Here is a 24,736-nt window from a genome sequence, read left to right on the forward strand (position 1 = left end):
CTTTTCTTTTTGTTAAACTTTATCTTACAATTTTGCTAATTTGATAGGATTATAGATTTTGTTGTGCTACACTACGAGCAATTAAGGAGGACAACAATCAATGAATATTATTCCAACAAAACGTAGCTATCGCTATCATTTATTTTTCTTATGCACACTTTTTGTTCTTTACACACTGCATTTGACAAGTCAAGAAACACTATTTATTCAAGCTTCATGGATGATTCCTTTGCTATTTATTTCCCTATTCTTTAGCTTGTATCATTTGCGTCGCCCTTCTTTTCATACATTACGCTTATTTTTTTTAACTAGTATTTTTAGTTTTGTCGCTTTACTTCACGAACCTTTTGCCTATCCTGTTGAGAGCTTGATTTTGATTGCATTTGCGATGATTAGTTTATGGTTACACGCAAACATATTTGATTCAAAAAAGATCGTCTAATTTTCTTAGAACGATCTTTTTTATTACCCAAAATATCGCAATAACGCAATTGAAATCATGCCGACGAATACCACGACGAATAAATTTTTGCTAATAATCGCACTGAGTACTGTAGGAAACGAAGCGATCATATATTCTACATTAGGTTTTGGTAAATGTCCGATTCTTGGTGTGAACAAACTACTAAACCAAAGAGCCGCCATAATCACGATCGGGACAAACTGTAAAAATTCTAATACCTTTAACGGTAGATTCATTTTTTTCAGCAAAACAAAAGGTAAAACTCTGGAACTGACCGTTGCGATACTACATGCCAATACAACTGCTACTAAATAGTTAAAAGAAAACATGTTTAATCACCATCCCTATACCACATCCGATTAACGTAACGAGTAACACTAACCAAGTACTCGGAATGATCATCATCCCAGTATAGACGAGCACTCCTGTGATGCCAATCATGATCGCTTGTAACGCAAAAGCTAAACTTTTATCTGCAATCAATTGAAAATATAATAGTCCAATGAACATCGACACGATCGCAAAATCAATCCCCATCGTCCTGGGATCACCGATAAATTGAGCTGCTAAAGCACCTAGAGCAGTGGCTAAGCTCCAAGTAACATAAGAAATGAGATTTGCACCGTTCAACCAAGTAAAGGATAATTTTTTTTCAGTGTAATTCAGTTTATTCATGCCCAAAGCAAAACTTTCATCTGTCAAAAAAGTTCCTAATAAAATATTTTTTAGCATACTCTCATGTTTGACGTAAGGTGCAATCGTCAGACTCATGAGTAACATCCTGGCATTGACTAAAAACGTCGCGAGCATAATAGATAAAACCGGACTTTTAGTTAACAACATGCTAATAATTATAAATTGGGCTGATCCTGCATAGACGAAAATAGACAAACAGAGCAATAAACCAAAAGATAATCCGGCACCTTTGCCTACAATGCCAAATGCCATCCCGATCCCTAGATAGCCAAATACAGTAGGCCATGTTTCTTTGATTGCCGCAGACAACGTTAATGAACGACTCATTTCTTCTCTCCTTTTTCTATCTATTTTAATGTGTATACTGTATAATATACTATATAAAACAAAAATTCAATATAATGAACTCAATAAAAGGAGCAACTATGGATATTACACAACAAATTGGACAAAATTTACGCCAATTACGATCGTCACAACAGCTCACGCTAGACGATGTTGCAAAAAAAACCGGGATCAGTAAAGGAATGCTTTCGCAAATCGAAAAAGGAACTACAAATCCTACAATCAATACGATTTGGAAAATCAGTGAAGGCCTACATATTCCTTACACCGCATTGATTGGTCCCCCAACGCTTCCGACTTGCGAAGTCATCTCTAAGAAAGAAGCGATCTTTCAAGAAGATGAAGCGAAAAAATATCGTATCTTTAATTATTATCAGCAAGATGCGACGCGAAATTTTGAATTTTTTGAAATGGAGCTTGATCCAGGCCATCATTATGATTCAATCGGACATTATGCGTCGTCTGAATATGTATTTGTGATAGAAGGTGTTTTAACCCTCACGATTGGTGAACAAACACTCACTGTAGGCAAAGAAGACGCAACACATTTTGTTGCCACACAAGTGCATCGTTATGAAAATCTTGGAGATGTGCTCGTCAAAGCGATCGTCATCAATCTTTATTCACAAAAAAAATAAGACCTTGGAGCGTTACACCCAAGGTCTTATTTTTTATTCTTGATTTAGCGCAGCTTTTAGCGCTGCTGCTAATGGACTTTCTTCTGGTTCATCCGCTTGGCTATATTTTTTTACCAGACGACGTTCTTCGTGCTTTGTCATTTTTTTCTTTTTCGCTTGTTTATCTAGCATTTTTTCTGTTGTCCCATCAAATTTACAACGGAAAAAAGCACCATTTTTGCCGTCAATGATCTCCATCTTACGATGACATTGCGGACAGCGATGATTCGACACTTTAGGATCTTTGCGGCGACGATAACTGCAAGAATCACCTGTACACACATAAATTTTGCCATCTCGTGTATTTTTTTCACGCAATAGCGATCCACAATCGGGACATTTTTTTTGTGTTAATGAAAAATCTTGATAGGTCGCTTGGCTTTGTTTGATTTCTTTAACTAATTGCGTTGTTTCTACTTCTATTTCGTTCATGAATTGCGTTAAGGAATACTTTTTCGTTGCAATCGCTTCTAATTGTTCTTCCCATTTTTTCGTTAAGTCAGGGGTAACCAGTGAAGGGTTCACTAATTCTAATAGCTGTTTTCCTTTTTTTGACACAGCTAAGGCATTTGTCGTACGTTCCATCAATTCCGACTTAATCAGTTTTTCAATGATTTCTGCACGTGTAGCAGGTGTTCCCAAATGGAATTTTTCCATTTGGCCTAATAGAGTCCCTTCGTTCAACGGCTTAGGTGGTGTCGTTAGTCCTTTTTTCAAGCTAAAATCAGGCTTGACCGACATCTTATCTACAAATTCTACTAATGGCTCTGTATGTTTACTTTCCTTAAATCCTGATTCTAAAATCTCTTGTTGACGGAAAATAAATTCGGCTTTGCCAAAGTGGACTGTAATCGTTTGTTGACGTGTCACATGTGGAGGTAAAAACAACCCAATAAAACGAGTTACGATCATTTGATAAATTTTCGATTCATCATTACTCAATTTTTCATAACGTGCACGTTGTTCTGTTGGCAATAAACCATGATGATCTGAAACTTTCGCATCATTAAATACAGACATTTGCTGTATATTAGCATGTGTTTTGGCTAATGATTTTGCTTGAGCTGAAAAATCAGCAACGGCTTGTAATCGTTCGTCCATGGTAGCTTTCATATCTTGAGTTAAATACTTACTATCTGTTCTTGGATAGCTGACGATTTTATGAAATTCATATAAGCTTTGAACAATACTCAACGTTTTCTTTGCTGAAAAACCATAGCGAGCATTGGCTTCTTGCTGTAACTCTGTCAGATCATAAAGTAGCGGAGCATATTCTTTTTTTGTTTTTTCTTTTATGCTTGTGGCCTGTCCATTTTCTTTGCTGAGTGTCTGAATCTGTGCAAGTGCTTGGGTTTTATCCGTTAAAGCATATGGATTTTTTTGAACAAGCGTTGCTTTTTGTTGACCTACAGCTAGTTCGATTTGGTAATAGCTTTGTGCTACAAAGCGTTCGATTTGTTTTTCACGACTACGAACTAACGCTAGCGTTGGGGTCTGTACACGTCCAGCACTCAGATTGTCTTCATATTTCACCGTTAAAGCACGTGTGACATTTAATCCGACTAGCCAGTCTGCCTTCGCCCGCGCAAGTGCTGAATCATACAATGCGTCATATTCTTTTGCTGATTTCAATTGAGAAAATCCTGTTTTGATCGCTTTATCTGTTTGAGAAGAAATCCATAATCGTTTGACCGGTTTATCAAAGCGAATCCATTCTAAGATCCAACGAGCAACCAGCTCTCCCTCACGACCAGCATCGGTTGCGATCACGAATTCTGATACGTCTTTACGACTAGCCAGTTGTTTAATTGCTTTTAATTGATGACCAGTTTTGGGCAAAGGTTTGATGCCGATTTTTTTGGGAATCATAGGAAGTGTTTCCATTTTCCATGACTGCCAGTCATTGTTTAGATCTTCTGGCATTTTTAGACCCAACAAATGACCAAGTGCCCACGTAACGATGACATTTGGTCCTTCATAATATGATTTATGTTTTTCTTTTGCGCCTAAAACCTTAGAAAGATCTTTGGCAACGCTTGGCTTTTCCGCTAGAATTAGTTGCTTCATAAAATTCCCTTCCACTTTCGACCGTTACTGGTTGATATTCTTGTAATAATGCGATACCCAGATATTGTTGCAAATCATCATCACACTCTTCACACCAGCGCTCATCCCCTTCATTCCAAAAGGCACATAGATAATTTGGTCGGGCATTGATGTTACTATATTCTTCTTGAAGCTTTTGCCATTGTTCTTTGTAATATGTTTGAGCAGCCTCTAATGTATCAAAAGAATATTCACTTTTAATATCTTGACGCCAATCTTCAAAAAACCACCAAGGTTCATTGTCTCCATACATCACTACTACTTGATACATATTTCACCCCTCACTTCACGCGAACTTTAACTTATAATTTCTTTTTGTTCATGAACGTTTCTATTCCATACTAGAGCGTTTTGAAAGAACTTTCAAGAAGTGTGCTTGTGAACTTGCCTTCATTACCTGATAAATCTAAACATTTTTGCGTGAATTTTCTTTTAAATATAGCATATTTGGATAAAATTGCGTACAACCTTACAAAAATGTTCGTGAAAAAACACTGCATCGAATTCGATGCAGTGTACTGATTAAATATATTGTAATTGGGTTTGTGCTTGATACGCTTGATCGATAAGGCCTCCACCAAGACACTCCATGCCATCGTAAAATACGACCGCTTGACCAGGTGTAATCGCACGAACAGGTTCATCAAACACAACTTCAGCTTGACCCTCTTCTTTTAGATGCACTGTAACTGGAACATCTTGTTGACGGTAACGAAACTTCGCTGTACAACGGAATTCCTTAGGTTTTTCTTCATCTGTTGTAAAGTGGATCTCACTTGCTTCCAATCGATCCGCATACAATGCTTCATGATGGAAACCTTGTCCAACATATAAAGTATTTGTTGTTAAATCTTTGCCAACAACAAACCATGGTTCTTGTGTTTTACCACCGCCACCAATACCTAAACCTTGACGTTGGCCGATCGTATAATACATCAGTCCGTCATGTTGTCCTTTGATTTCACCATCGAGTGTGACCATATTGCCTTTTTTTGCTGGTAAATAATTACTTAAGAATTGTTTGAAATTCTTTTCACCAATAAAGCAGACACCCGTTGAATCTTTTTTCTTCGCTGTCGCAAGATTTGCACGTTCTGCAATTTCACGTACTTCTTTTTTCTCCATCCCCCCTAAAGGAAACATGGTTTTAGCTAATTGCGCTTGTGACAATTGACTTAAAAAGTAAGTTTGATCTTTATTGTTGTCCACGCCACGAAGCATATGTGTCGTGCCATCTTCATCGCGAGTCACTTGTGCGTAATGTCCAGTTGCGACATAATCTGCTCCAAGATCTAGCGCGTAATCTAAAAATGCTTTAAACTTAATTTCTTTATTACACATTACGTCAGGATTTGGTGTTCGTCCTGCTCGATATTCTGCTAAAAAGTATTCAAATACACGATCCCAATACTCTTTTTCAAAATTGACAGAGTAATAAGGAATCCCGATTTGTGCTGCTACTTTGGCTACATCTTTATAATCTTCTGTCGCGGTACAAACCCCATTTTCATCGGTATCGTCCCAATTTTTCATAAAGATCCCAATGACGTCATATCCTTGTTCTTTTAATAATAGCGCTGTAACAGAAGAGTCGACACCGCCACTCATTCCTACAACGACACGTGTGTTGCTGTTGTCTTTCATATGTTCACCATCATTTCATTCGTATTGCTGAATTTTACGATTTGAAGGTCGCAACTTTTCAGTCGTTGTCATTATACATGAGATTTCTAAAAATTTCATGGAATCTTGACGATATTGACAAAATCCTAATAAAAAAAGAGCCAATCTCATGAACGAGACAGCTCTAGTTTCGTTTACACTTTTTCGAATAATCCGCGATCGATAAATCCATCCATTAAGAAGAAATACTTTTCACGCAACATTTCATGATTTGGATCTTTAAATAAATCAACTGCTTTTAATCCATTTGCGGTCGTCACAGACATTTTAAATGAAGATACTTCTTTGTCGACAGTAATTTTTAATTGAAACCCTTCTTTACTCGCCGGTGTTGCTTGAAGGGGTCTGATCAATTGGAAATTCCCACTTTTTGTTTCTGTAAATCCGTTGTCACGCAATGTATAACGTTTTGCTGTAGGTGCCAAACGGTAACGGACAGTTGAGCCTAAGATCGTTGCTTCTTTTGCAAAAGCCATCTTTTTTCACCTCATTCATTTTTCTTTTATTATAAAGATAAATTAGAAACTTGACTAGTCTTTGTCAAAGCGGTTCTTATTTTTTTAAACGTAAAATCGTGTTGATCAAGATTTGACTAAAGCGTTCCACTTCACTTTGCGTATTTTCTAGTCCAAAACTCATGCGAATCGCAGAAGAAATATAAGGATCACCTTTGCCATACATCGCTTCTAAAACGTGTGAAGGATGAACCGTTCCAGCTGTACAAGCCGATCCGGTCGAAATTGCAAAACCTGCTAAATCAAGATGCATCAATAATAAATCATTGGCCACTCCAGGAAAAGATAAATTGACAACATGACTCAAACGATTCATTGAACCATTTACATGATAGCAAATAGCTGCTTGATCTAATTGAGCTAACAGATACTTTGTAAATCCTGCATATTGGTCTTGTCTTTCCTCAAATGAATACTCTCTCATTATCTTTACTGCTTCAGCCATTCCTAAAATACTAATTAAATTTTCCGTACCCGCACGTCGTTTCGCTTCTTGTTCACCACCATGAAACAAAGGCGGCAAGACGATCGTTTGTTTTTGATATAAAAAACCGACCCCTTTTGGTCCATTGATTTTATGAGCTGAAATCGATAATAGGTCGATCCCTAATGCTGTTACATCGATGGGATATTTTCCATAAGCTTGGACAGCATCCGTATGAAAATAAGCTTGATGTTCACGTAATACGTCGCCAATTTCCTTGATTGGATAGAGATTGCCTGTTTCATTATTAGCAAACATAACTGATACTAAAATCGTATCTTCGCGCAATGCTTGCTGTACTTGTTGCGCAGTAAGTTCACCTTCCGTATTTACCGGAAGATACGTTACATCAAAGCCTTCTTCTTGCAAGTGATGCATCGCTTCTAAAACGGCAGGATGTTCTACTTGCGTCGTGATCAAGTGTTTGCCTAAATGTTGCCTAGCACGAGCTGTCTGTAAAATAGCCGTGTTGTCTCCTTCAGTTCCACCACTGGTAAAGATAATCTCATTAGGTGTCGCGTGAATACTTGCAGCGATTACTTGACGCGCTTCTTCTAATTTTTCATGCGCTTGGCGTCCATACTGATGGATACTTGAGGGATTTCCAAACGTTGTTTTCATATACTCTGTCATCACACCGATCACATTAGGATGCATCGGTGTCGTGGCAGCGTGGTCAAAATATGTCATCATGTCACCTTCTCTTATTAATCTGTTTCATTATAACAAACCTTGGACAAAAAAATAGTAAAAGCACTTGGATCGATCACCAGGCTTTTACTATTTGGATTATTTTTCTAAACGAAACAACGGGCTCATCGGCGTATTCTCATGGATGCGTTTCATCGCTTCTCCAATTAATTCTGAACACGTAATATACGTCGCTTGTTTTGGATGTCTTGTGTCTTCTGTTAAACAAGAATCGGTCACACAAATATCTTCAATCGGAGCATTTTCCAACACTTCTTTTGCGTCCGCATTAAATAAAGCATGAGAAGCACACGCATGAACTTCTTTTGCACCAGCTTCTTTCAACAAACGAGCCGCTTTCGCAAAGGTATGTCCTGTATTTAAAATGTCATCGACCATAATACATGTTTTACCTTCCACGTCACCGATAACATAGCCATCATCTTGCGCATCATCATCTTGATCTACAATCGCTAATGTCGTGCCCAGATACTCTGCCAATCCACGTGAACGTTGAACACCACTGTTTTTAGGAGATACTACAACATACTCATCTCCTTGCATACCACGATCTAAATAATAGCGAGCAAATAAAGGAGTTGTAAATAGATTATCTACTGGAATATCAAAAAATCCCTGCACTTGAACGGTATGTAAATCTAACGTCAATACACGTGTCGCACCAGCTTCAACTAATAAATTCGCAATCAATTTTGCTGTAATAGGTTCGTGAGGTCTAGAAGTTCGGTCTTGTCTTGCATATGCATAATAAGGCAAAATAACATTGATCGTTTTTGCACTCGCACGTTTCATCGCATCGATCATGATCAACAGCGCCATATAATAATCATTAACTGGTGTATTTGTTGATTGGATCAAATATGTATCGATTCCGCGAACACTTTCTTCGATATTAATGGCAATTTCACCATCACTAAATGTTTTGATTGCACTTTTTCCTAATTGACATCCAAAAACATCTGCTATTTTTTGAGCTAAAGGGACATTCCCGTCCAAACTAAAAATTTTTAACGCTTCTTCCGTATGATTCTCGTTCATAGTTTCCTCCGATATGCATGATTTCTTCTATTCTATCATATTTTGGCTACTTTTTCTCAACTGGTTTATGGTCTTTTCTACCTTAAGGAAATGAAACCGTCCCCATGATCCATTTAGCTGGAATTTCTTTGCGGTAATTTCCCCAATTATCGTGGACCTTTAAAAAATATTTCCCCGTATCATCCACGCGATACGCGTAAGCCACGACCCAATGATTGCCATAAGTGCTCCCTAATAAGCGATTGATGCCTACGATCACTGGCTTTTGTTGATCAAGGCGTTTGATCACCCGCGTAAGCCCGCCGATTGGGGTTGATCGTGCCCATAATTTTTGATGGTGATACTGGCAAAACAATGAAATACCAGAACTCACTTGATAGGTTACCGTTGAATTGCCTAATGGTTGAATAAACAAGCGCAAATAGGCAACTAAGTTTTCACCTTCTCCAAAGGGTTGTCTTATATATGCCGGAAGTTGGAGCTCTTGGCGATAATCTTGGTAGTAAGCGATCAATACCGCTGCTGCATAGCTACCGCATAACTTCCCTTTTGTATTTGTCCAATTGCGATACGCGTAAAATCTTGATTCTTCAATTCCATGCCATGTCGACATGAGCACCACTCCTTTTCTACGACCATACTTTACTTGTCTAAACAATAAGAGTATATCATAATAAGTATATACCAAAGGAGGAACTGACATGACAAGACGTGCACAAGATGATTTTTATGATTATGTAAATGGCGAATGGCTTGAAACCGCAACGATTCCAGAAGACAAACCTTCTACCGGTGGCTTTCAAGATCTCGTAACCACGATCGAAGAAAACTTAATGACTCAATTTGAAGAATGGGCTAAAAATAAAGAAACGATTCCCAATCCACATATAAAAAAAGCAGTCGATTATTATGAGCTAGCAAACGATCAAACACGACGCGACACGCGTGGTACTGAACCATTAAAAGAGTATTTACAAGTCATTACAACAATTGACTCTTTTGAAACATTGAACGAGCAATTATATGACTTAAGTCTAGCCAATATTACTTTACCATTTGATTTTGATGTGATGGCGGATATGAAACAAACTACTCAACATGCACTATATCTTTCACCCGCTTCTTTGATTTTACCGGATAAAACCTACTATGAAGAAGACAATGAACAAGCCATGGTCATGTTGCAAGAGTTCTTTGAAATGAGTGTTGCGTTGATGCAACACTTAGGTCACACGCGTGCACAATCAGAAGCAATCGTAGAACAAGCGATGGCATTTGATAAAGCCTTAGTTCCATTTGTACAAAGCGCAGAAGAACGAGCAGACTATAGTTTGATGTACAATCCACGTTCAATCGAGGTTATCAAACATTACAGTGAACGGTTTGATTTAAAACAACTTGCAGAACGTTTGGTCGACACTAACTTAGATACTGTGATCGTCACTGAACCGACTTATTTTGAAAATTTTGCGGCCTTCACAGAAAGTGATCATCTGCCGTTACTGCGTAGTTGGATGTATTTGATGACAGCATTACGCTATACCGAATATTTAAGTGATGAGATTCGCATTTTAGGTGGCCGTTACCAACGCTTTTTATCTGGGATCAAAGAAGCTAAATCGTTCGAAAAATCGGCTTATCAACTGGCTTTTTCACAATTTTCAGCAGCAGTCGGTGATGTCTACGCTAAAACATATTTTGGACCTGAAGCAAAGGCAGACGTTGAACATATGGTCGCGACAATGATCGATGTATATAAAAAACGTTTAGAAAACAATACTTGGCTAAGTGATACCACCCGACAATTAGCGATTAAAAAATTAGATCATATTGGTGTTCATGTTGGTTATCCAGAAACATTACCTAAACTTTATGATCGCTTGATCGTTACGTCAAAATCGGAAGGTGGAGAATTTTTTGAGAATGTCTTAACCTTATCTAAAATTCGTACTCTTGCTCATTTTGAAAAATATCAAGAACCGGTCGATCGAAGTGAATGGGGAATGTCTCCAGCGACTGTTAATGCGTATTATAGTGGTTTGATGAATATCATCGTCTTTCCTGCTGCGATTTTACAAGCACCGTTCTATAGTTTAGAACAATCAAGCAGTGCAAATTATGGTGGGATCGGCGCTGTGATCGCTCATGAGATCTCTCATGCCTTTGATAATAATGGAGCAAAATTTGATGAAAATGGAAACTTAAGCAATTGGTGGACTGAAGAAGACTTGACGCAATTTAAAACCTTAGCAAAACAAATGATCGAAGAATTCGATGGCTTACCGTTTGCAGAAGGTAAAGTAAATGGAACATTGACGGTTTCGGAAAATATTGCAGATGCTGGAGGGTTAAGCTGTGCTTTAGAAGCAGCAAAACGGGAAACTGACGTTAATTTAGAAGACTTTTTTGTGAACTGGGCAAAAATTTGGCGTACGAAAGCCACACTTGCTTACCAACAATTGTTACTAAATGTTGACGTCCATGGTCCAGCAAAACTGCGTGCCAATATCCAAGTTCAAAATTTAGATGACTTTTATGAAGTCTTTGAGGTAACAGAAAATGATCCAATGTATCGTGCACCTGAGAAACGTGTACATATTTGGTAAAAAAATCTCCTGCTAATAAGCAGGAGATTTTTTTACTGTCGGATATAAGCTAAAACCATTTCAGCTGAACGGCGACCCGCTTCAATAATAAACTCATCAAAACTTTGTGTCGCTTCTTCTTCGGCTGTATCACTCATTGCGCGAATGATAATAAAAGGAACCTTGAATTGGCGAGCTGTTTGCGCAATTGCTGCGCCTTCCATTTCGCAAGCTAATGCTTGTGGGAAATGAGACAAGATTTCTTGCACTTTTTCAGAACTATTTACAAACGTGTCTCCAGTTACGATCAATCCAGTTTTTGTATTCAACTCTGCCTCTTTAGCTGCCTGTTCAAACGCTTGGATCAATTCTTGGCTTGCCTCATAATATAGCGGCATCCCTGCTGGCAATTGCCCATATTCATAGCCAAACCCTGTCACGTCAACATCGTGATAAGCCACTTGATCAGATAAGACCACATCACCCACTGCTAAACCTTGTCCGATTCCTCCAGCAGATCCAGTATTGATGATCACGTCCACGTCATACTTTTGAATCAATAAACTTGTTGTGATCGAAGCCAATACTTTTCCAATTCCTGATTCGACTACAATGACTTCTTGGTCGTCAATTATTCCTTGATAAAATTTTGCTCCAGCTTGTTCCCAAGTCGTTTTGTCGGTTAAAGCTGCTTGCAAAATCTCTACTTCTTGCGCCATTGCGCCGATAATTCCAATTTTCATAAATTCCTCCAACTTATAAATAAATGATCGCTAAAATAACCAAAACCAAAAGTACCGCTACGATTCCGATAGATTTCATCAAAAATGTATTCATTTCACGCGATCGTTGATTCGATTTAGAACGTGAAACACTTTTTTCTTCTTTCTTTTGATAAGGTTTACGATAGAAATGTCCTGCCTTTTTTTGTCCAGAATTTTCTTTCATTTGCTGAACGGGTTTTGATTGTTCAGTAGTTTTTACCGCACGCTCACTCTTCATACCTTGCGTACGTTTTTGTCGTCTGAGTTCTGAACGTGTCACTAAAGGACGTTTACTCATGAAGCTTCCGTTCCACCTTTCGTCAATTGTAACTCCCAATAGGTTACAGCATATAATGTTTTTGCATCACAAATCAAACCAGATTTAATCGCTTCTTTTACTTGCGCAAGTGTCAGTTCCTCACATTGTAAAAATTCATCTTCATCTTGATCTAGCGGACGGTCTGCTTTTTTTAATTGCTTCGCTTCATAGATCGTTAGAAATTCATCAGAAAATCCAGGTGTCGAATACATGCCAACGATTTCATTCCACGTCTCCGCTTGATAATCTGTCTCTTCTTCTAATTCACGTTTTGCTGTATGTAAAGGTGCATGCTCCTCACCTGGATCGATTTTTCCAGCTGGGATCTCTAATGTATCACGCTCTAGTGGTTTACGAAACTGACGAACTAATACGATTTTTTGCTGATCTGTTACGGCTAAAACAGCCACAGCACCATGATGCAAAACAAGTTCACGTGTTGCGCTTCGTCCATCAGGCAGTGTCACGTCATCTACAAACACATCAATAATTTTACCTTTAAAAATTTCAGTTCGCTTAGTTGTTTTTTCTTCAAATTTTGAGGGTTCCATACGTTCTCCTTTCCAGATTCACTTGACTTTAATAAAGTGTACCATAAAAAAATTAGGATTTTGCTAAATTCTTTAAATCCATCGAAAGACCGATACTTTTTCAGATAGTAACATGCTAAAATAATAATATCGACAAGACAGTCAATGCTTTTTTCAGGAGGAAAGAATATGAACAAAAAAAATGGAACAATTATCGGATTCGTTTTACTCGCATTGTTTATTTGGCTTAGTGCGGGGTTAGAGGATACAGTGACCGTTGTTCTTTTGATTGCTCTAGTTTGGTGTTGTATTCGATTTTTCGGACGAAAGTCATCGAAAAAGAAAAAAGCCAAGACGATTCAGCATATTTCAAAAGAAAAAGAGCAACATTACAAAGATAGCGGGATGTCTCCTAGTGAGATTGCCTTATTCCGTGACACGATGAGCCAAACTAAAGAATTGATTGATCATTTGCAAACAAATATCAATCAAAACGCAAAATTAAAATCGATTGATTTGCGTTATGATACTGTTAGAGCATCAAAAGCTTTATTCAAAGATCTTGTGAAGCGTCCAAAACGTCTACATCTTGCCAATCATTTTTTATACACTCACTTACCTAATTTAGTAGAGTTGACAGATAAATATCTCGAAATCAATGTTCACGAGATCAAATCTAAAGAGACCTATGATAAAATGGAAGAAAGTATTTTAGTGATCGATCAAATGGCAGCTTTGATCGCCCAAGATTATCAAAATTTTGTTGCCGAAGATTTTGAAGATATTGATGTTGAACTTTCTTTAGCCAAACAAAGTATCCAACAACAGAAATAAAAAATGGCATAAAAATCTAGCAGAATATGCTAGATTTTTTGCTACGATATCGCCTTTAGGAGGAAAAATTATGGATGAACAATTGAAACCTAGTACAACTCAAACAGATGCATTAGATGATCTTTTAGCAGATCCGTTTGATTTTCCATTGGAGCAAGCTACAGCAAATGCACCTGTAACACCTGTCAATACTCAAAAATTAATCGATAAATTACCAGAAGAACGTCAAAAGCAAGCACGCGATTTAGCAGAAAAAATCGATGTCACCAATCAGCAAGCTGTCATTACGTATGGTGCGAATGCCCAAACAAAACTAAGCCAATTTTCACAATCAATGCTTGATCATGTCCAAACTTCAGATATCGGACCCATCGGTGATTCTTTGAGCGAATTGATGTATCGATTACAAGAAGCGAATCCTGACGAACTTCGTGCTGGTGAGGGCAATATTTTTCAACGAATGTTTGGAAAAGTAAAACAATCCATTTATGAAGTTACGGCAAAATATCAAAAAATCGGCGCTCAAATCGATAAAGTAGCGGTCAAATTAACCCAAGAAAAAGATGGCTTATTAAAAGACAATCAGATGCTTGAAGAATTGTATCAAAAAAATAAAGATTATTTTGATGCATTAAATATTTATATTGCAGCCGGCGAGCTAAAAATAGATGAATTGCAACAAACGATCATTCCAGAAGCGACTGCAAAAGCGCGTGAGACTGGTGATCAAATGGATGCACAGATCGTCAATGATTATACGCAATTTTTAGATCGTTTAGATAAACGGACGCACGATTTAAAATTAGCTCGACAAATTACCATTCAGCAAGCGCCACAAATTCGTTTGATTCAAAATACGAACCAAGCTTTAGCTGAAAAAATCCAAGCATCTGTCTCTACGGCCATTCCATTATGGAAAAATCAAGTTGTGATCGCGTTAACGTTACTTCGTCAAAAAGACGCCGTGACTGCTCAACGACAAGTCTCCGAAACAACAAATGACCTCTTGAAGAAAAATTCTGAGTTGTTGAAGATTTCCGCTATCGAAACGGCTAAGGAAAACGAACGAGGCATCGTGGATATCGAAACGCTGCAAAAAACTCAAAATGACTTGATTGAAACGATTCAAGAAACCTTGCGAATTCAACAAGAAGGAAAAGAAAAACGTCGAAGTGCAGAACTAGAGCTTCATACAATGGAAAATGATTTGAAAGACAAACTGTTAGATCTAACAAGTCAACGAAACCAATAAAAAAACGAGATATCATAATGATATCTCGTTTTTTTAATTAATAAGTTTAGCCAATAATAACAATAGTGCCGGAAACAGGCTATTGCTTGCATTAAAAAATAAATGAGTAAAAATCGAACCCCAGATATTTTTAAAGAAATAACAAATCAATGCAAAATATGCACCTACGATCATATATGGTACGGTATCAATAACAGAGCCGTTAAAATTAAAGTAATGGATTAGTCCAAATAAAACAGAAGAAACAAAAAACATAAGGACTTTCCCTACTCCGGGCTTGATTTTCATAAATAGCAGATAACGAAATGTTAACTCCTCTGAAAACGGCGCCATTAATGGTTGGATACTAGCGGCGATCATCACGAATAAAGAAGCATACGTGATGGATTCTAAAGGATTGGCTTCTAGAGAACTTCCCATCAATCCTCTGGTGAAAGATAAAAGAATATACGCCCCAAGCGTCAGAATAATGTTTAAAAGCAATTTTAGCCATAAACGTCGCTTGTAATGTTGAAATTGCTCTTTTAAAAATGGTCCAAATAGATAGAGCATCGTAAGCAATCCTAATCCAAAAATAATAAAATTAATAATTAATGAAGCATTTGCACCAATATGTTTAAAGAATACTTTAAAAATCAAAACGGAAATCAACAATTCTATCGGAATCACACAAAGACCCAAATACTCTTTTTTTGTCCAACTGTTCACCTACTCATCCTCCTCGTATTCATTATAATAACTTAATTTAGGGAAGAATAAAGAAACAGTCGTTCCTTCCTTCCATTGCGATTGAACCGTCAACTCGATTCCTAATTTTTGTGCTAAATTTTTCGCTAGATAAAGTCCTAGCCCTGTAGAATGGATTTGGGCATTACGGCCATTCGTTCCGGTAAATCCTTTGTCGAAAATTCGTTTTAGATCTTCTGGAGGAATACCTATTCCTGTATCTACGATATGTAACATCACACCACGCTTTTGTTTTTCGATTCGTGTCATGACAACTCCAGCATCATCTGTATACTTAATGGCATTTGATACTATTTGTCGATAGATGAATGCGACCCACTTCGGATCAGTCAATACGACTTCATCTTCGCCAATCAAAGAAAAACGAATATTTTTTTGAATAAAATAATTCGCCTGACTACGAATGACTGGCTGAATCGTTTCTTTTAGCGAGCTTTCTTGGATCAAATAATCTTTTGTAAAACTTTCTAATCGCGCAACGTATAAGACTTGTTCAACATAATCATTCATGCGCGTTAATTCATTTTCTAGTGCGATATATTTATCATCTGGTATATCAAATTCGATTGAGCGTAGTAATAATTGACTAGCTGCTAAAGGGAGTTTGATTTCATGGACCCAAGAATCAATATATTCTTTTTGTTCTTCTTGCGCGGAGATTACTTCTTGCATCATCGCTTGATGCTCTTGAATAGCCTGATTTACATACTGTTGCTGCAATTTTTCAACTGAACTCCGCGCTCCGGTTAAATAATTTTGCAATACACTGTAATCTTCTGAGACTGCTAATTTTCGCCACCAACTACGTTTTAAAACATAATGAATCGACTGGATCCCGACTAGTCCGATAAATTCAATCACAAATAGATATCCCGCAATACTCCATTCGAATGGATAATTGGGCGTCAACCATATGACAAATACCGTAAGCATAAAAAATACGATCCAGCCAAGATACGTCAACCACTGATCCTTGATATAATTTCGTATCGTCATACCACTATCCTCACGGCACGATATAGCCTTGGCCTACTTTCGTTTCGATATAGCCGTAAACTCCCGCTTGTTCGATTTTACGACGAAGCCGATTGATATTCACAGTTAATGTATTATCATCAACAAATCGTTCATCGTCCCATAAAGCGCGTAATAATTTTTCTCGACTTAAAATTTTCCCGTGATTTTTCATTAAAATATACAGTAATCGATATTCATTTTTACTCAAATCAACAAGTTCACCTTTGATCTCGACACTACTATTGTCGACATTCAATACAAGCTCGTTATGAGATAAAGTTTCCTGACTAGCTTCAACATAGTTATATGATCGACGCAACAGTGCATTGATTTTAGCTACTAAAACATCTAAATCGAATGGTTTTGTAACGAAATCGTCTGCTCCCATATTCATTGCCATGATCATATCCATATTAGTATTACGACTTGAAATAAAAATAATCGGTACCTTCGAGATTTCACGGATTTTTTGACACCAATAATAGCCATCAAAAACAGGCAAGTTGATATCTAATAACACAAGTTGTGGTTGTTCTTGTTGAAAATCGTCAAATACTTTTTGAAAATCTGTAGTTCCGTAAGTTTCAAATTGCCATTTTTCTAATTCTTCGCTAATTAATTCACGAATCACTTTTTCATCTTCTACAATCATTATTTTCGCCATGATAACGTCCTCCTTTAATCCTTAACCCGTTCATATCCACTAAACGTATAGTTTATTTTCTTCTCCATTGTAACAAAAAAAAGAAGGAGATGCTCTCCTTCTTTACTCAATTTATTGACTTAATTCACAAGTTGCGTCTGAATCGGCAATAATAATCACATTTGGATGATTTTGCAATACACTTGCAGGCAGCTCTTCTGTGATCGGGCCTTCGATCATTCCTTTGATCGCCTCCGCTTTAGCTGTGCCAAAAGCAAGTAAAATAATCATGTTACTCTTCATAATCGATTGAATCCCCATAGAGATCGCTTGTGTCGGTACGTCTTCGATCTTATCGAAATAACGTTGATTTGCTTGAATAGTAGATTCGGTCAATTCAACTACATGTGTTGGTGTATCGAATGCAGTTCCAGGCTCATTAAAACCGATATGTCCATTACGTCCGATTCCTAAAATCTGCAGATCAACTGGATGATCCATTAAGATTTTTTCGTAACGCTGACACTCAGCAGATAAGTCCGTTGCTTTTCCATTTGGAATGTAACTTTCTTTAAATGGTTTTTGTGCGAATAAATGCTCGTGCATATACATATGATAACTTTGTGGATCGGTAGCTGAAAGTCCAACATATTCATCTAAATTTACAGAGGATAGCTTAGAAAAATCTAAATCGCTTGATACCATTTCTTGATAGAGCGTTTCAGGCGTACTACCTGTTGCTAAGCCCATCGTTTCTAAGCCATTTTCCATTGCTTCTTTTACTAAGTCAAACGCTTTTTTTCCGCCTTCTGCTGCATTGTTTACTTGAATAAGTTTCATATTCTGCACCTCTCTCTTTGGTATATACCAAATTTAACATAGGTTTCAAAAAAATGCAAGTATTGTCTAGACCATTTTGGGTTATTCTGCTAAAAAAGCCTTCATATTAGTTTGATCAACAACCGGAAAATGTGCGATTTGCTGCGCAATAGCCGCTGCTATTGCTTTCAAATGCCCAGGTTCATCATTTTCAATTTGTAGGACTAACAAAGGTTCATGAAGACTTAATCGAAGTAAATACCAGCCTGATCCATACGGTTCACTGATTTTCATGCGAATTCCCTCTTCATTTTCTGGATCTAAAGTAAATCCTGATGGTAAAAATGTCTTGAACGAATCAATTACTTGTTGACCATTTACTCGTGCATCTTCTTTGATCAAGAAGCGGATTTCTTTTGTTTCAGCTGGTTGTTTTAAGTCCGCCATCAATTCATCTAAACTTTTTTCTTCTTTAGCTAATTGAGGAAGTAACATCAAAATTTTAGCGATCACATAGGCACCATCATCCAAAAAGTAGTTTTCTTTAAAGGCTGCATGTCCACTAGTCTCGATCGCCAATTGAGAGTCGATCCCTTCGTTGTTTAGCGCGATTGCTTTATTGATGACATTACGATAGCCTGAGATATAACGCACTTGCTTTCCACCGAGTGATTCAATGAATACTTTTACATGATCAGAAGTTGGTGAATTGGTTACAATGCTCGTTCCAGGGTATTCGTGTAGGACAATCTGGCTTAATACAGCAATTAAATTATTACGATTCATCACTTCACCAGACTTTGTCACGACTGCTGAACGGTCAACATCCGTATCAAAGATCACACCTAAATCGGCTTGATGAGCTAGGACAGCTTTTTGAATACTCGCCATCGCTTCTTTATTATCTGGATTTGGAATATGATTAGGAAACGCGCCATCTGGCTCTAAAAATTGTGAACCATCCGTATTTGCGCCAAGTACTTCTAGTACATGTTTCGCAAAAAAACCACCTGCTCCATTTCCGGCATCCACGATAATGTGCCAATTTTTTAAAGGTTGTTCTTGATCTGTCTTCATACCAGCTTTGATTTTTTTTACGAGATCTGCAGCATACGGCGTTAAAATATCAGCTTTTAATAATTCCCCGTTTTCTTTTGTCTCCGACAAATGGCTATGTTCTAAAATAAAGCGAATATCTTCTTTTTCTGCACCACCATCGCGACTAAATATTTTGATCTCGTTAAAATAATAAGGCAAATGACTTGCTGTGAACATGATTCCAGCATCACAATTAAACGCCTCAAATTGTGTCGCCATAAACATTGCAGGTGTTGTCGCCAATTCAAAATCGATTACTTGAACACCTTGAGCACGTAAGGCCTTAATAAAATGCTGTACCAATATCGGTCCACTTAACCGACTATCACGACCTATCCCAATTGTTAAAGGATGTTGATATCCCTTTTGTGACATCAACCAAGATGTCACACCATAAGCGATTTTTTCTACTGCTTCTGGTGTCAAATTTGCTTGATGTTCATCGGTCTCAATCGCAATTCCTCGAATATCCGATCCATTTTGTAACGATGCTAGTGTTCCCACAATCAAATACCTCCCGTACTTTTCTTAATTTTAGTTTTTATTACTATAAAATAAGTGTACCTGAAACTTTTAAAATTAGATAGCAAAAAAACACGCTCTTTTTAAAAGAGCGTGTTCATCATTCTTTAATTGCTTAAATCTTCACCATTTGTCGCAATGACTTGTTTATACCAGTCAAATGATTTTTTCTTCGAACGTTTTAATGTCCCGTTTCCTTCATTGTCACGGTCGACGTAGATAAAACCATAACGTTTTTTCATTTCACCCGTTCCAGCACTGACTAAATCGATACAGCCCCAAGTGGTGTAACCTAATAGATCCACACCATCTAATTCAACCGCATCTTTCATTGCTTGAATGTGCGCTGCTAAATACTCGATACGATAATCATCGACTACATAACCATTTTCGTCAGGTGTATCGACAGCTCCTAAACCATTTTCTACGATAAACAATGGTTTTTGATAGCGATCATACAGGTCATTCATCGTTACACGTAAGCCTAGTGGATCAATTTGCCAGCCCCATTCACTTGCTTCTAAATAAGGATTTTTAACAGAAGCAAAGATATTGCCCGCGGTTTGTTCATTGATTTTTGGATCTGTTGATTGAACACGAGAAGAATAATAAGAAAATGAGATAAAATCAACTGTGTGTTCTTTCAATAACTCTAAATCGCCGTCTTCGATTGGCAATTCGATTCCTTTACGCGCCAATTCTTTTAAGGCATAAGCTGGATATTCTCCACGTGATTGTACATCGATAAAGAAGAAGTTTTCACGATCTGCTTTACGTGCTGCCCATACGTCTTCTGGTTTACAAGTATATGCATAGTTCGTTCCAGCTGCTAGCATACATCCCACTTGGTTTTCCGGATCAACTTCATGTGCGATTTTTGTTGCAACAGCACTTGCTAATAATTCATGATGTGCCGCTTGATATTTTACTTTTTCTTGATCTTCGCCTTCTTCAAAGTAAAGTCCTGCACCCATAAATGGAGCATGTAAAATCATGTTGATTTCATTAAATGTTAACCAATATTTTACAAGTCCTTTGTAGCGAGTAAAGATCGCACGACAAAGATTTTCATAAAACCCAACCATCTCACGGCTTCTCCAAGCACCGTATTTTTCAACTAAATGCATTGGACAATCAAAGTGCGTGATGGTCACTAACGGTTCGATCCCATGTTTATGACATTCTTTAAATAGATCTTCATAAAATTGTAGTCCGTCTTCATTAGGCTCTGTTTCATCACCTAATGGAAAGATACGACTCCAAGCAATCGACAAACGATACGTTTTAAAGCCCATTTCACCAAATAAGGCAATATCTTCTTTATAATGATGGTACATATCGATTGCTTCTTTTGCTGGATAAAAATGCTCATCGTCAAAATCAAACATTTTCATTTCGCCAGTGATCACTGGAAAACGATCTTTTCCAACAGGTGCTAAGTCAACATTTGCTAAACCACGTCCGCCTTCATTATAGCCACCTTCACATTGATTGGCTGCTGTTGCGCCGCCCCATAAAAAGTCTTCTCTAAATCCCATGAACTCGATCTCCTCTACTTGTTTAATTTTTGGTTGCGGTTTCACCGCATACTGCTATTGTACCATTTTCGACTGTTTGTTTCAGTCTTACTCCTTGAATATCGACGATTCAATTGGAGTGGGATAGTATAAAAGGTGCTGATCATATGAAAAAATAGCAAAAAAAGACCTGACTTAATAGACATAAAAAGAACACAACTGTATCCTTCATTTATCTAAAAAAATCAGGTCTAGCTTGTATTTAAACAATCACTATCCATCTTTTCTACTCTTTTACTATAACGAATCTGCCCAAAAAAGTCAACGCTTTCATTTAGTTTTAACTATTTTTTCTTTGCACGCGACAAGGATTTCCATATGCGACCACATTGCTAGGAATGTCTTTTGTAACAACACTTCCAGCACCAATCACTACATTATCTCCGATCGTTACCCCAGGCATAATAATCGCTCCGCCACCGATCCAAACATCATTACCTATACTTACAGGTGCAGTGAGTGTTTGACAAAATGAAAACTCTACTTGTTTACCAGTAGAGACAAATCGTTCTTTAGCTGATGTCGGATGATAGGCTGTATAGATTTGAACATTGGGTGCGATCAATGCTCGATCACCAAGTTTAATTATATTGTCATCTAAGAAAGTACAATTCATATTGATCTCGCAGCCTTCACCTAAATAAATATTTTCACCATAATCGACAAAAAAAGGAGGAGTTATCCAAACCTCATTTCCTACTTTACCTAATAATTGGTGCAATATCTCAGATTTTTTTTGACTATTTAACGAATCCAATTGATTATATTCACGTACTAAATCTTTTGCCTTATGCCATCTAGCAAGTAAACTCGGGTCACTGCAATCATAAGCTTCTCCAGCTAACATTTTTTCACGTTCAGTTCGTTTCACATCGATTCCTCCTTTTAGTTGAGTATAACAAAAAAAGACGAGTACTCTCGTCTTTTAAACTAAATAGATCAGTTGTAATTCATTTTTTTCAGCAGGTGTCACTTGGAGTGCTTCTGATAAAAATCGTTCCGTACTGCCATATGTTTTTTCCATTTGTTCAAAACTAGCAGCTAAATATTCTGATTTTGCTTCAAAAAAGACTGGTAATTCTTTGATGATCGCATCAGGTAGCGTCAGTTCCTTCACTTGTTCTTTCATTTGCGACAAGCTTGCAGTCAAGTGTTTATTTGTTTGTAAGTAGTCTTCAAAAATCGTTTCTTTCTCTACATCCATCAACAATAAAAACAAAGCAGCAGCAAAACCAGTTCGGTCTTTTCCAGCTGTACAGTGGAACAAAATACTTTGATCTGGTTGTTCATTTTTCAATAACATATCGAGATAGATCCGATATGTCGCATGAGCTTGTGGACTGGTAATGAAATTACGATATAAGTCTATCATGATCTCGTCTGCAGTTTTATTTTGTTGCAACTGTGTCATCAATCCTTGTGGCGAAGCAGAAGTATCAAATACTGGCAAAAAATAATTAGTTATTCCACACGGCGTGGCATCGGGTTTTGCTTCGCGTTCTTCTTTCGATCGAAAATCAATGATTTTACGTACACCATATTGATATAAGAATTCTTGATCTTCTGTCGACAGTTGACTTAAATCGGCTGAACGAATCAATTTTTTAGACCGAATCGTCCGTCCAAATCGATTTTGATAGCCTCCCATATCCCGTACATTTTCTGCATTATGTAAGTTTAATTGTATTTGCATATCCGCCACTCCTTTTTTGATACTTCTATAATACTCATTATCTACACAAAATTCATGTGAAGAAAAGAGAATTTTTCGAACAAGTTTGTAAGGTAGCGCCTACTTATTTTTATTAAAAAAATCAAAAAGCGCTTGGCGGATCGTAGACATATCTTCTACTAAGAATGCGGACGTCACAAAGCAACGAATCATAGGTTCTTGAACTTGTTTGGAGACCCGATGTTCATACTGATTCAAATGGATCATAATATCTGGAGCATCGTAGTCAAAAGTGATGTTATACAAATAAGAAAAAGATTCTCGGACGATATTTTCTGCTGTTCGAATTTCTAAAATCGTACGTGCTCCAATAAAACCAACTTTGATTTTTCGTTCCTGAAAGGACAAGTTAGTTAAATAGGCCACTAATTTGCCATAGTTTTTTTGCAAAACTTCGATCGGACCAATAATATAATTTGGATAGTACGCATTTAATTCTTTTAGATAGTTTGCCAAGTTATCCATTAATTGAGGCACACGAATATCTAATTCACGGTAATGAATCGAATTGATCCACTTTGGAAATAGCCAATCATTCAAATGAATCGTTAAAAAAAATGGATAAAGTTCGTTTTGATAAGAAGTAGAAAGTGCTGTGATTTCATATGAAAAAGCTGTCATCGCACTTTTTAAAAACATAGTTAAAGGCAGTTCTTCCGATGTAATCAGCGTCAGCACTTGTTTTCCTTTAGGGCGCATATAGAAAAAATCCTTAGCTAAAATTTGGAAAATCAAATATTCTTGTTCAGTAGTCGACAGACGAAATACGTCTAATGGCAATATATTTGCTTGTTGGATCAGTTCAATTACTCGCACGTTTTCTTGTAATCGTTCGGATAATTGAACTTTATATCCTAACTTGACACGAGTCATCTGAATCGCTAAATCATATTTGATTGTTTGGATGACTTCTGATTCCATTGCGCGTCGATACTTAAAATCAGAAAGTTCGAATACTTTTTCAATAAATAGATCGATTTGACGCTCGTCTACTGATTCGAATGGCCACGGTGAATATTCATATAAATTCATCAGTCCATCTCGTGCCAATCGACGAATGATGGATTCATCTCCTATCAGTATCAACTCTCCTTGAGATGTCTTGATATTTAAGGCGTATTCTTTTAATAGCTTTCGCATACTACTTAACCGGCGTTTTAAAGTCGATTCAGAAAGATAAAATTCTTCCATAAATTGAATTCGATTGACACGCTTTCCTAAGATCAAACGTACACCTAATTGGACGATGGCACATTGTTGGACGATATAATTCCGAAAAAAACGATAGTCACTGATATCATATACTTCCCACGTTACAATGTGATTATCAAAAGCAAATTCAATCGTGTGCACACCACTTTTTTTTAGAAAAGATGCAATCAATTCTCCATAACGCATGACTGTTTTTTCGTTCATCTCTAGCTGAACGGCAAGATCTTTCAATAAAATCTTTCCATCGACACGTTCTAGTGCATTTAATATATAAATTACTCGTTCAATCTCTGGATCGTACAATTGCGATAGGTCACTCCCCATATTACCTCCTCCTTTATATCCATTCACCAACATATAAAAAATA

26 protein-coding genes are annotated in these 24,736 nt (G+C 37.2%); 5 read left to right on the plus strand and 21 right to left on the minus strand.

What is annotated here, in order from left to right; translation table 11 throughout:
* Positions 1-100 precede the first annotated feature (100 nt).
* Entirely contained in the window at positions 101-442 is a 342-nt protein-coding gene (locus I573_RS02040) for a hypothetical protein (protein WP_016184908.1), read from the plus strand.
* A gap of 23 nt (positions 443-465) precedes the next feature.
* Here I573_RS02040 and I573_RS02045 read toward each other — a convergent pair whose 3' ends face one another.
* Together I573_RS02045 and I573_RS02050 are read right to left on the minus strand one after the other, a co-directional pair.
* Positions 466-792, minus strand: coding sequence for an AzlD domain-containing protein (locus tag I573_RS02045; protein WP_016184909.1), 327 nt, complete (start codon positions 790-792; stop codon positions 466-468).
* Complete coding sequence (locus I573_RS02050; RefSeq protein WP_016184910.1) at positions 779-1,486, minus strand: AzlC family ABC transporter permease; 708 nt, start codon at positions 1,484-1,486, stop codon at positions 779-781. Before I573_RS02050 ends, I573_RS02045 begins: the two co-directional genes overlap by 14 nt.
* A 98-nt stretch (positions 1,487-1,584) precedes the next feature.
* On the opposite strand from I573_RS02050, the gene I573_RS02055 reads away from it, so the two are divergent.
* The gene (locus I573_RS02055) at positions 1,585-2,142 is read left to right on the plus strand and encodes a helix-turn-helix domain-containing protein (RefSeq protein ID WP_016184911.1); all 558 of its coding nucleotides are present in this window, start codon (positions 1,585-1,587) and stop codon (positions 2,140-2,142) included.
* A 33-nt stretch (positions 2,143-2,175) separates the two neighbouring features.
* Here I573_RS02055 and I573_RS02060 read toward each other — a convergent pair whose 3' ends face one another.
* The 7 genes from I573_RS02060 to I573_RS02090 all read right to left on the minus strand — a co-directional run bounded on the left by I573_RS02060 (position 2,176) and on the right by I573_RS02090 (position 9,331).
* Positions 2,176-4,248 carry a DNA topoisomerase 3 gene (locus I573_RS02060; protein WP_016184912.1) on the minus strand — a complete coding sequence of 691 codons (2,073 nt, stop codon included), beginning with the start codon at positions 4,246-4,248 and terminating at the stop codon, positions 2,176-2,178.
* Positions 4,196-4,558 (minus strand): DUF1033 family protein, encoded by a 363-nt coding sequence (locus I573_RS02065; protein WP_016184913.1) that lies wholly within the window; start codon positions 4,556-4,558, stop codon positions 4,196-4,198. The genes I573_RS02060 and I573_RS02065 overlap by 53 nt, the downstream gene beginning before the upstream one ends.
* Before the next feature lie 251 nt (positions 4,559-4,809).
* Positions 4,810-5,931 (minus strand): tRNA 2-thiouridine(34) synthase MnmA, encoded by a 1,122-nt coding sequence (mnmA, locus tag I573_RS02070; RefSeq protein WP_016184914.1) that lies wholly within the window; start codon positions 5,929-5,931, stop codon positions 4,810-4,812.
* A gap of 173 nt (positions 5,932-6,104) precedes the next feature.
* Positions 6,105-6,446, minus strand: a complete 342-nt coding sequence (locus tag I573_RS02075; protein ID WP_016184915.1) for a DUF1831 domain-containing protein — start codon at positions 6,444-6,446, stop codon at positions 6,105-6,107.
* 76 nt (positions 6,447-6,522) lie between these two features.
* Complete coding sequence (locus I573_RS02080; protein ID WP_016184916.1) at positions 6,523-7,659, minus strand: cysteine desulfurase family protein; 1,137 nt, start codon at positions 7,657-7,659, stop codon at positions 6,523-6,525.
* A 99-nt stretch (positions 7,660-7,758) separates the two neighbouring features.
* Complete coding sequence (locus I573_RS02085) at positions 7,759-8,718, minus strand: ribose-phosphate diphosphokinase (protein ID WP_016184917.1); 960 nt, start codon at positions 8,716-8,718, stop codon at positions 7,759-7,761.
* Between the two features lie 82 nt (positions 8,719-8,800).
* Positions 8,801-9,331, minus strand: a complete 531-nt coding sequence (locus tag I573_RS02090) for a hypothetical protein (protein ID WP_016184918.1) — start codon at positions 9,329-9,331, stop codon at positions 8,801-8,803.
* A gap of 88 nt (positions 9,332-9,419) precedes the next feature.
* Between I573_RS02090 and I573_RS02095 the strand changes: the two genes are divergently transcribed.
* Complete coding sequence (locus I573_RS02095; protein WP_016184919.1) at positions 9,420-11,324, plus strand: M13 family metallopeptidase; 1,905 nt, start codon at positions 9,420-9,422, stop codon at positions 11,322-11,324.
* Between the two features lie 32 nt (positions 11,325-11,356).
* On the opposite strand, the gene I573_RS02100 is transcribed toward I573_RS02095, so the two are convergent.
* The 3 genes from I573_RS02100 to I573_RS02110 are packed head-to-tail and all read right to left on the minus strand — an operon-like array spanning position 11,357 to position 12,937.
* Complete coding sequence (locus I573_RS02100; RefSeq protein ID WP_016184920.1) at positions 11,357-12,046, minus strand: 5'-methylthioadenosine/adenosylhomocysteine nucleosidase; 690 nt, start codon at positions 12,044-12,046, stop codon at positions 11,357-11,359.
* Between the two features lie 13 nt (positions 12,047-12,059).
* Positions 12,060-12,365 (minus strand): cell wall synthase accessory phosphoprotein MacP, encoded by a 306-nt coding sequence (macP, locus tag I573_RS02105; RefSeq protein ID WP_016184921.1) that lies wholly within the window; start codon positions 12,363-12,365, stop codon positions 12,060-12,062.
* The gene (locus I573_RS02110) at positions 12,362-12,937 is read right to left on the minus strand and encodes an NUDIX hydrolase (protein WP_016184922.1); all 576 of its coding nucleotides are present in this window, start codon (positions 12,935-12,937) and stop codon (positions 12,362-12,364) included. The genes macP and I573_RS02110 overlap by 4 nt, the downstream gene beginning before the upstream one ends.
* Before the next feature lie 168 nt (positions 12,938-13,105).
* Between I573_RS02110 and I573_RS02115 the strand changes: the two genes are divergently transcribed.
* Together I573_RS02115 and I573_RS02120 are read left to right on the plus strand one after the other, a co-directional pair.
* The gene (locus I573_RS02115; protein ID WP_016184923.1) at positions 13,106-13,750 is read left to right on the plus strand and encodes a 5-bromo-4-chloroindolyl phosphate hydrolysis family protein; all 645 of its coding nucleotides are present in this window, start codon (positions 13,106-13,108) and stop codon (positions 13,748-13,750) included.
* 70 nt (positions 13,751-13,820) lie between these two features.
* A complete protein-coding gene (locus tag I573_RS02120; protein ID WP_016184924.1) occupies positions 13,821-15,002 on the plus strand; it encodes a toxic anion resistance protein in 1,182 nt (393 codons plus the stop codon).
* Between the two features lie 33 nt (positions 15,003-15,035).
* Here I573_RS02120 and I573_RS02125 read toward each other — a convergent pair whose 3' ends face one another.
* The 9 genes from I573_RS02125 to I573_RS02165 form a co-directional block, all read right to left on the minus strand.
* Positions 15,036-15,710 carry a CPBP family intramembrane glutamic endopeptidase gene (locus tag I573_RS02125; protein WP_016184925.1) on the minus strand — a complete coding sequence of 225 codons (675 nt, stop codon included), beginning with the start codon at positions 15,708-15,710 and terminating at the stop codon, positions 15,036-15,038.
* The gene (gene sapS / locus I573_RS02130) at positions 15,711-16,745 is read right to left on the minus strand and encodes a two-component system sensor histidine kinase SapS (RefSeq protein WP_016184926.1); all 1,035 of its coding nucleotides are present in this window, start codon (positions 16,743-16,745) and stop codon (positions 15,711-15,713) included.
* Between the two features lie 10 nt (positions 16,746-16,755).
* Positions 16,756-17,430, minus strand: coding sequence for a two-component system response regulator SapR (gene sapR, locus I573_RS02135; protein ID WP_016184927.1), 675 nt, complete (start codon positions 17,428-17,430; stop codon positions 16,756-16,758).
* Between the two features lie 111 nt (positions 17,431-17,541).
* Positions 17,542-18,249: a glucosamine-6-phosphate deaminase gene (gene nagB / locus I573_RS02140; protein ID WP_016184928.1), complete on the minus strand. Its 708-nt coding sequence runs from the start codon at positions 18,247-18,249 to the stop codon at positions 17,542-17,544.
* Between the two features lie 81 nt (positions 18,250-18,330).
* Positions 18,331-19,830: a phosphohexomutase domain-containing protein gene (locus tag I573_RS02145; RefSeq protein ID WP_016184929.1), complete on the minus strand. Its 1,500-nt coding sequence runs from the start codon at positions 19,828-19,830 to the stop codon at positions 18,331-18,333.
* Between the two features lie 125 nt (positions 19,831-19,955).
* Positions 19,956-21,386, minus strand: coding sequence for a 6-phospho-beta-glucosidase (locus I573_RS02150; protein ID WP_016184930.1), 1,431 nt, complete (start codon positions 21,384-21,386; stop codon positions 19,956-19,958).
* A gap of 319 nt (positions 21,387-21,705) precedes the next feature.
* Positions 21,706-22,296 carry a sugar O-acetyltransferase gene (locus I573_RS02155; protein WP_016184931.1) on the minus strand — a complete coding sequence of 197 codons (591 nt, stop codon included), beginning with the start codon at positions 22,294-22,296 and terminating at the stop codon, positions 21,706-21,708.
* A gap of 54 nt (positions 22,297-22,350) precedes the next feature.
* A complete protein-coding gene (locus I573_RS02160; protein WP_016184932.1) occupies positions 22,351-23,118 on the minus strand; it encodes a tyrosine-protein phosphatase in 768 nt (255 codons plus the stop codon).
* A gap of 99 nt (positions 23,119-23,217) precedes the next feature.
* Positions 23,218-24,693, minus strand: a complete 1,476-nt coding sequence (locus I573_RS02165; protein ID WP_016184933.1) for a helix-turn-helix domain-containing protein — start codon at positions 24,691-24,693, stop codon at positions 23,218-23,220.
* Between the last annotated feature and the right edge of the window lie 43 nt (positions 24,694-24,736).

The sequence above is a fragment of the Enterococcus sulfureus ATCC 49903 genome (assembly GCF_000407605.1).
GTDB lineage: Bacteria > Bacillota > Bacilli > Lactobacillales > Enterococcaceae > Enterococcus_G > Enterococcus_G sulfureus.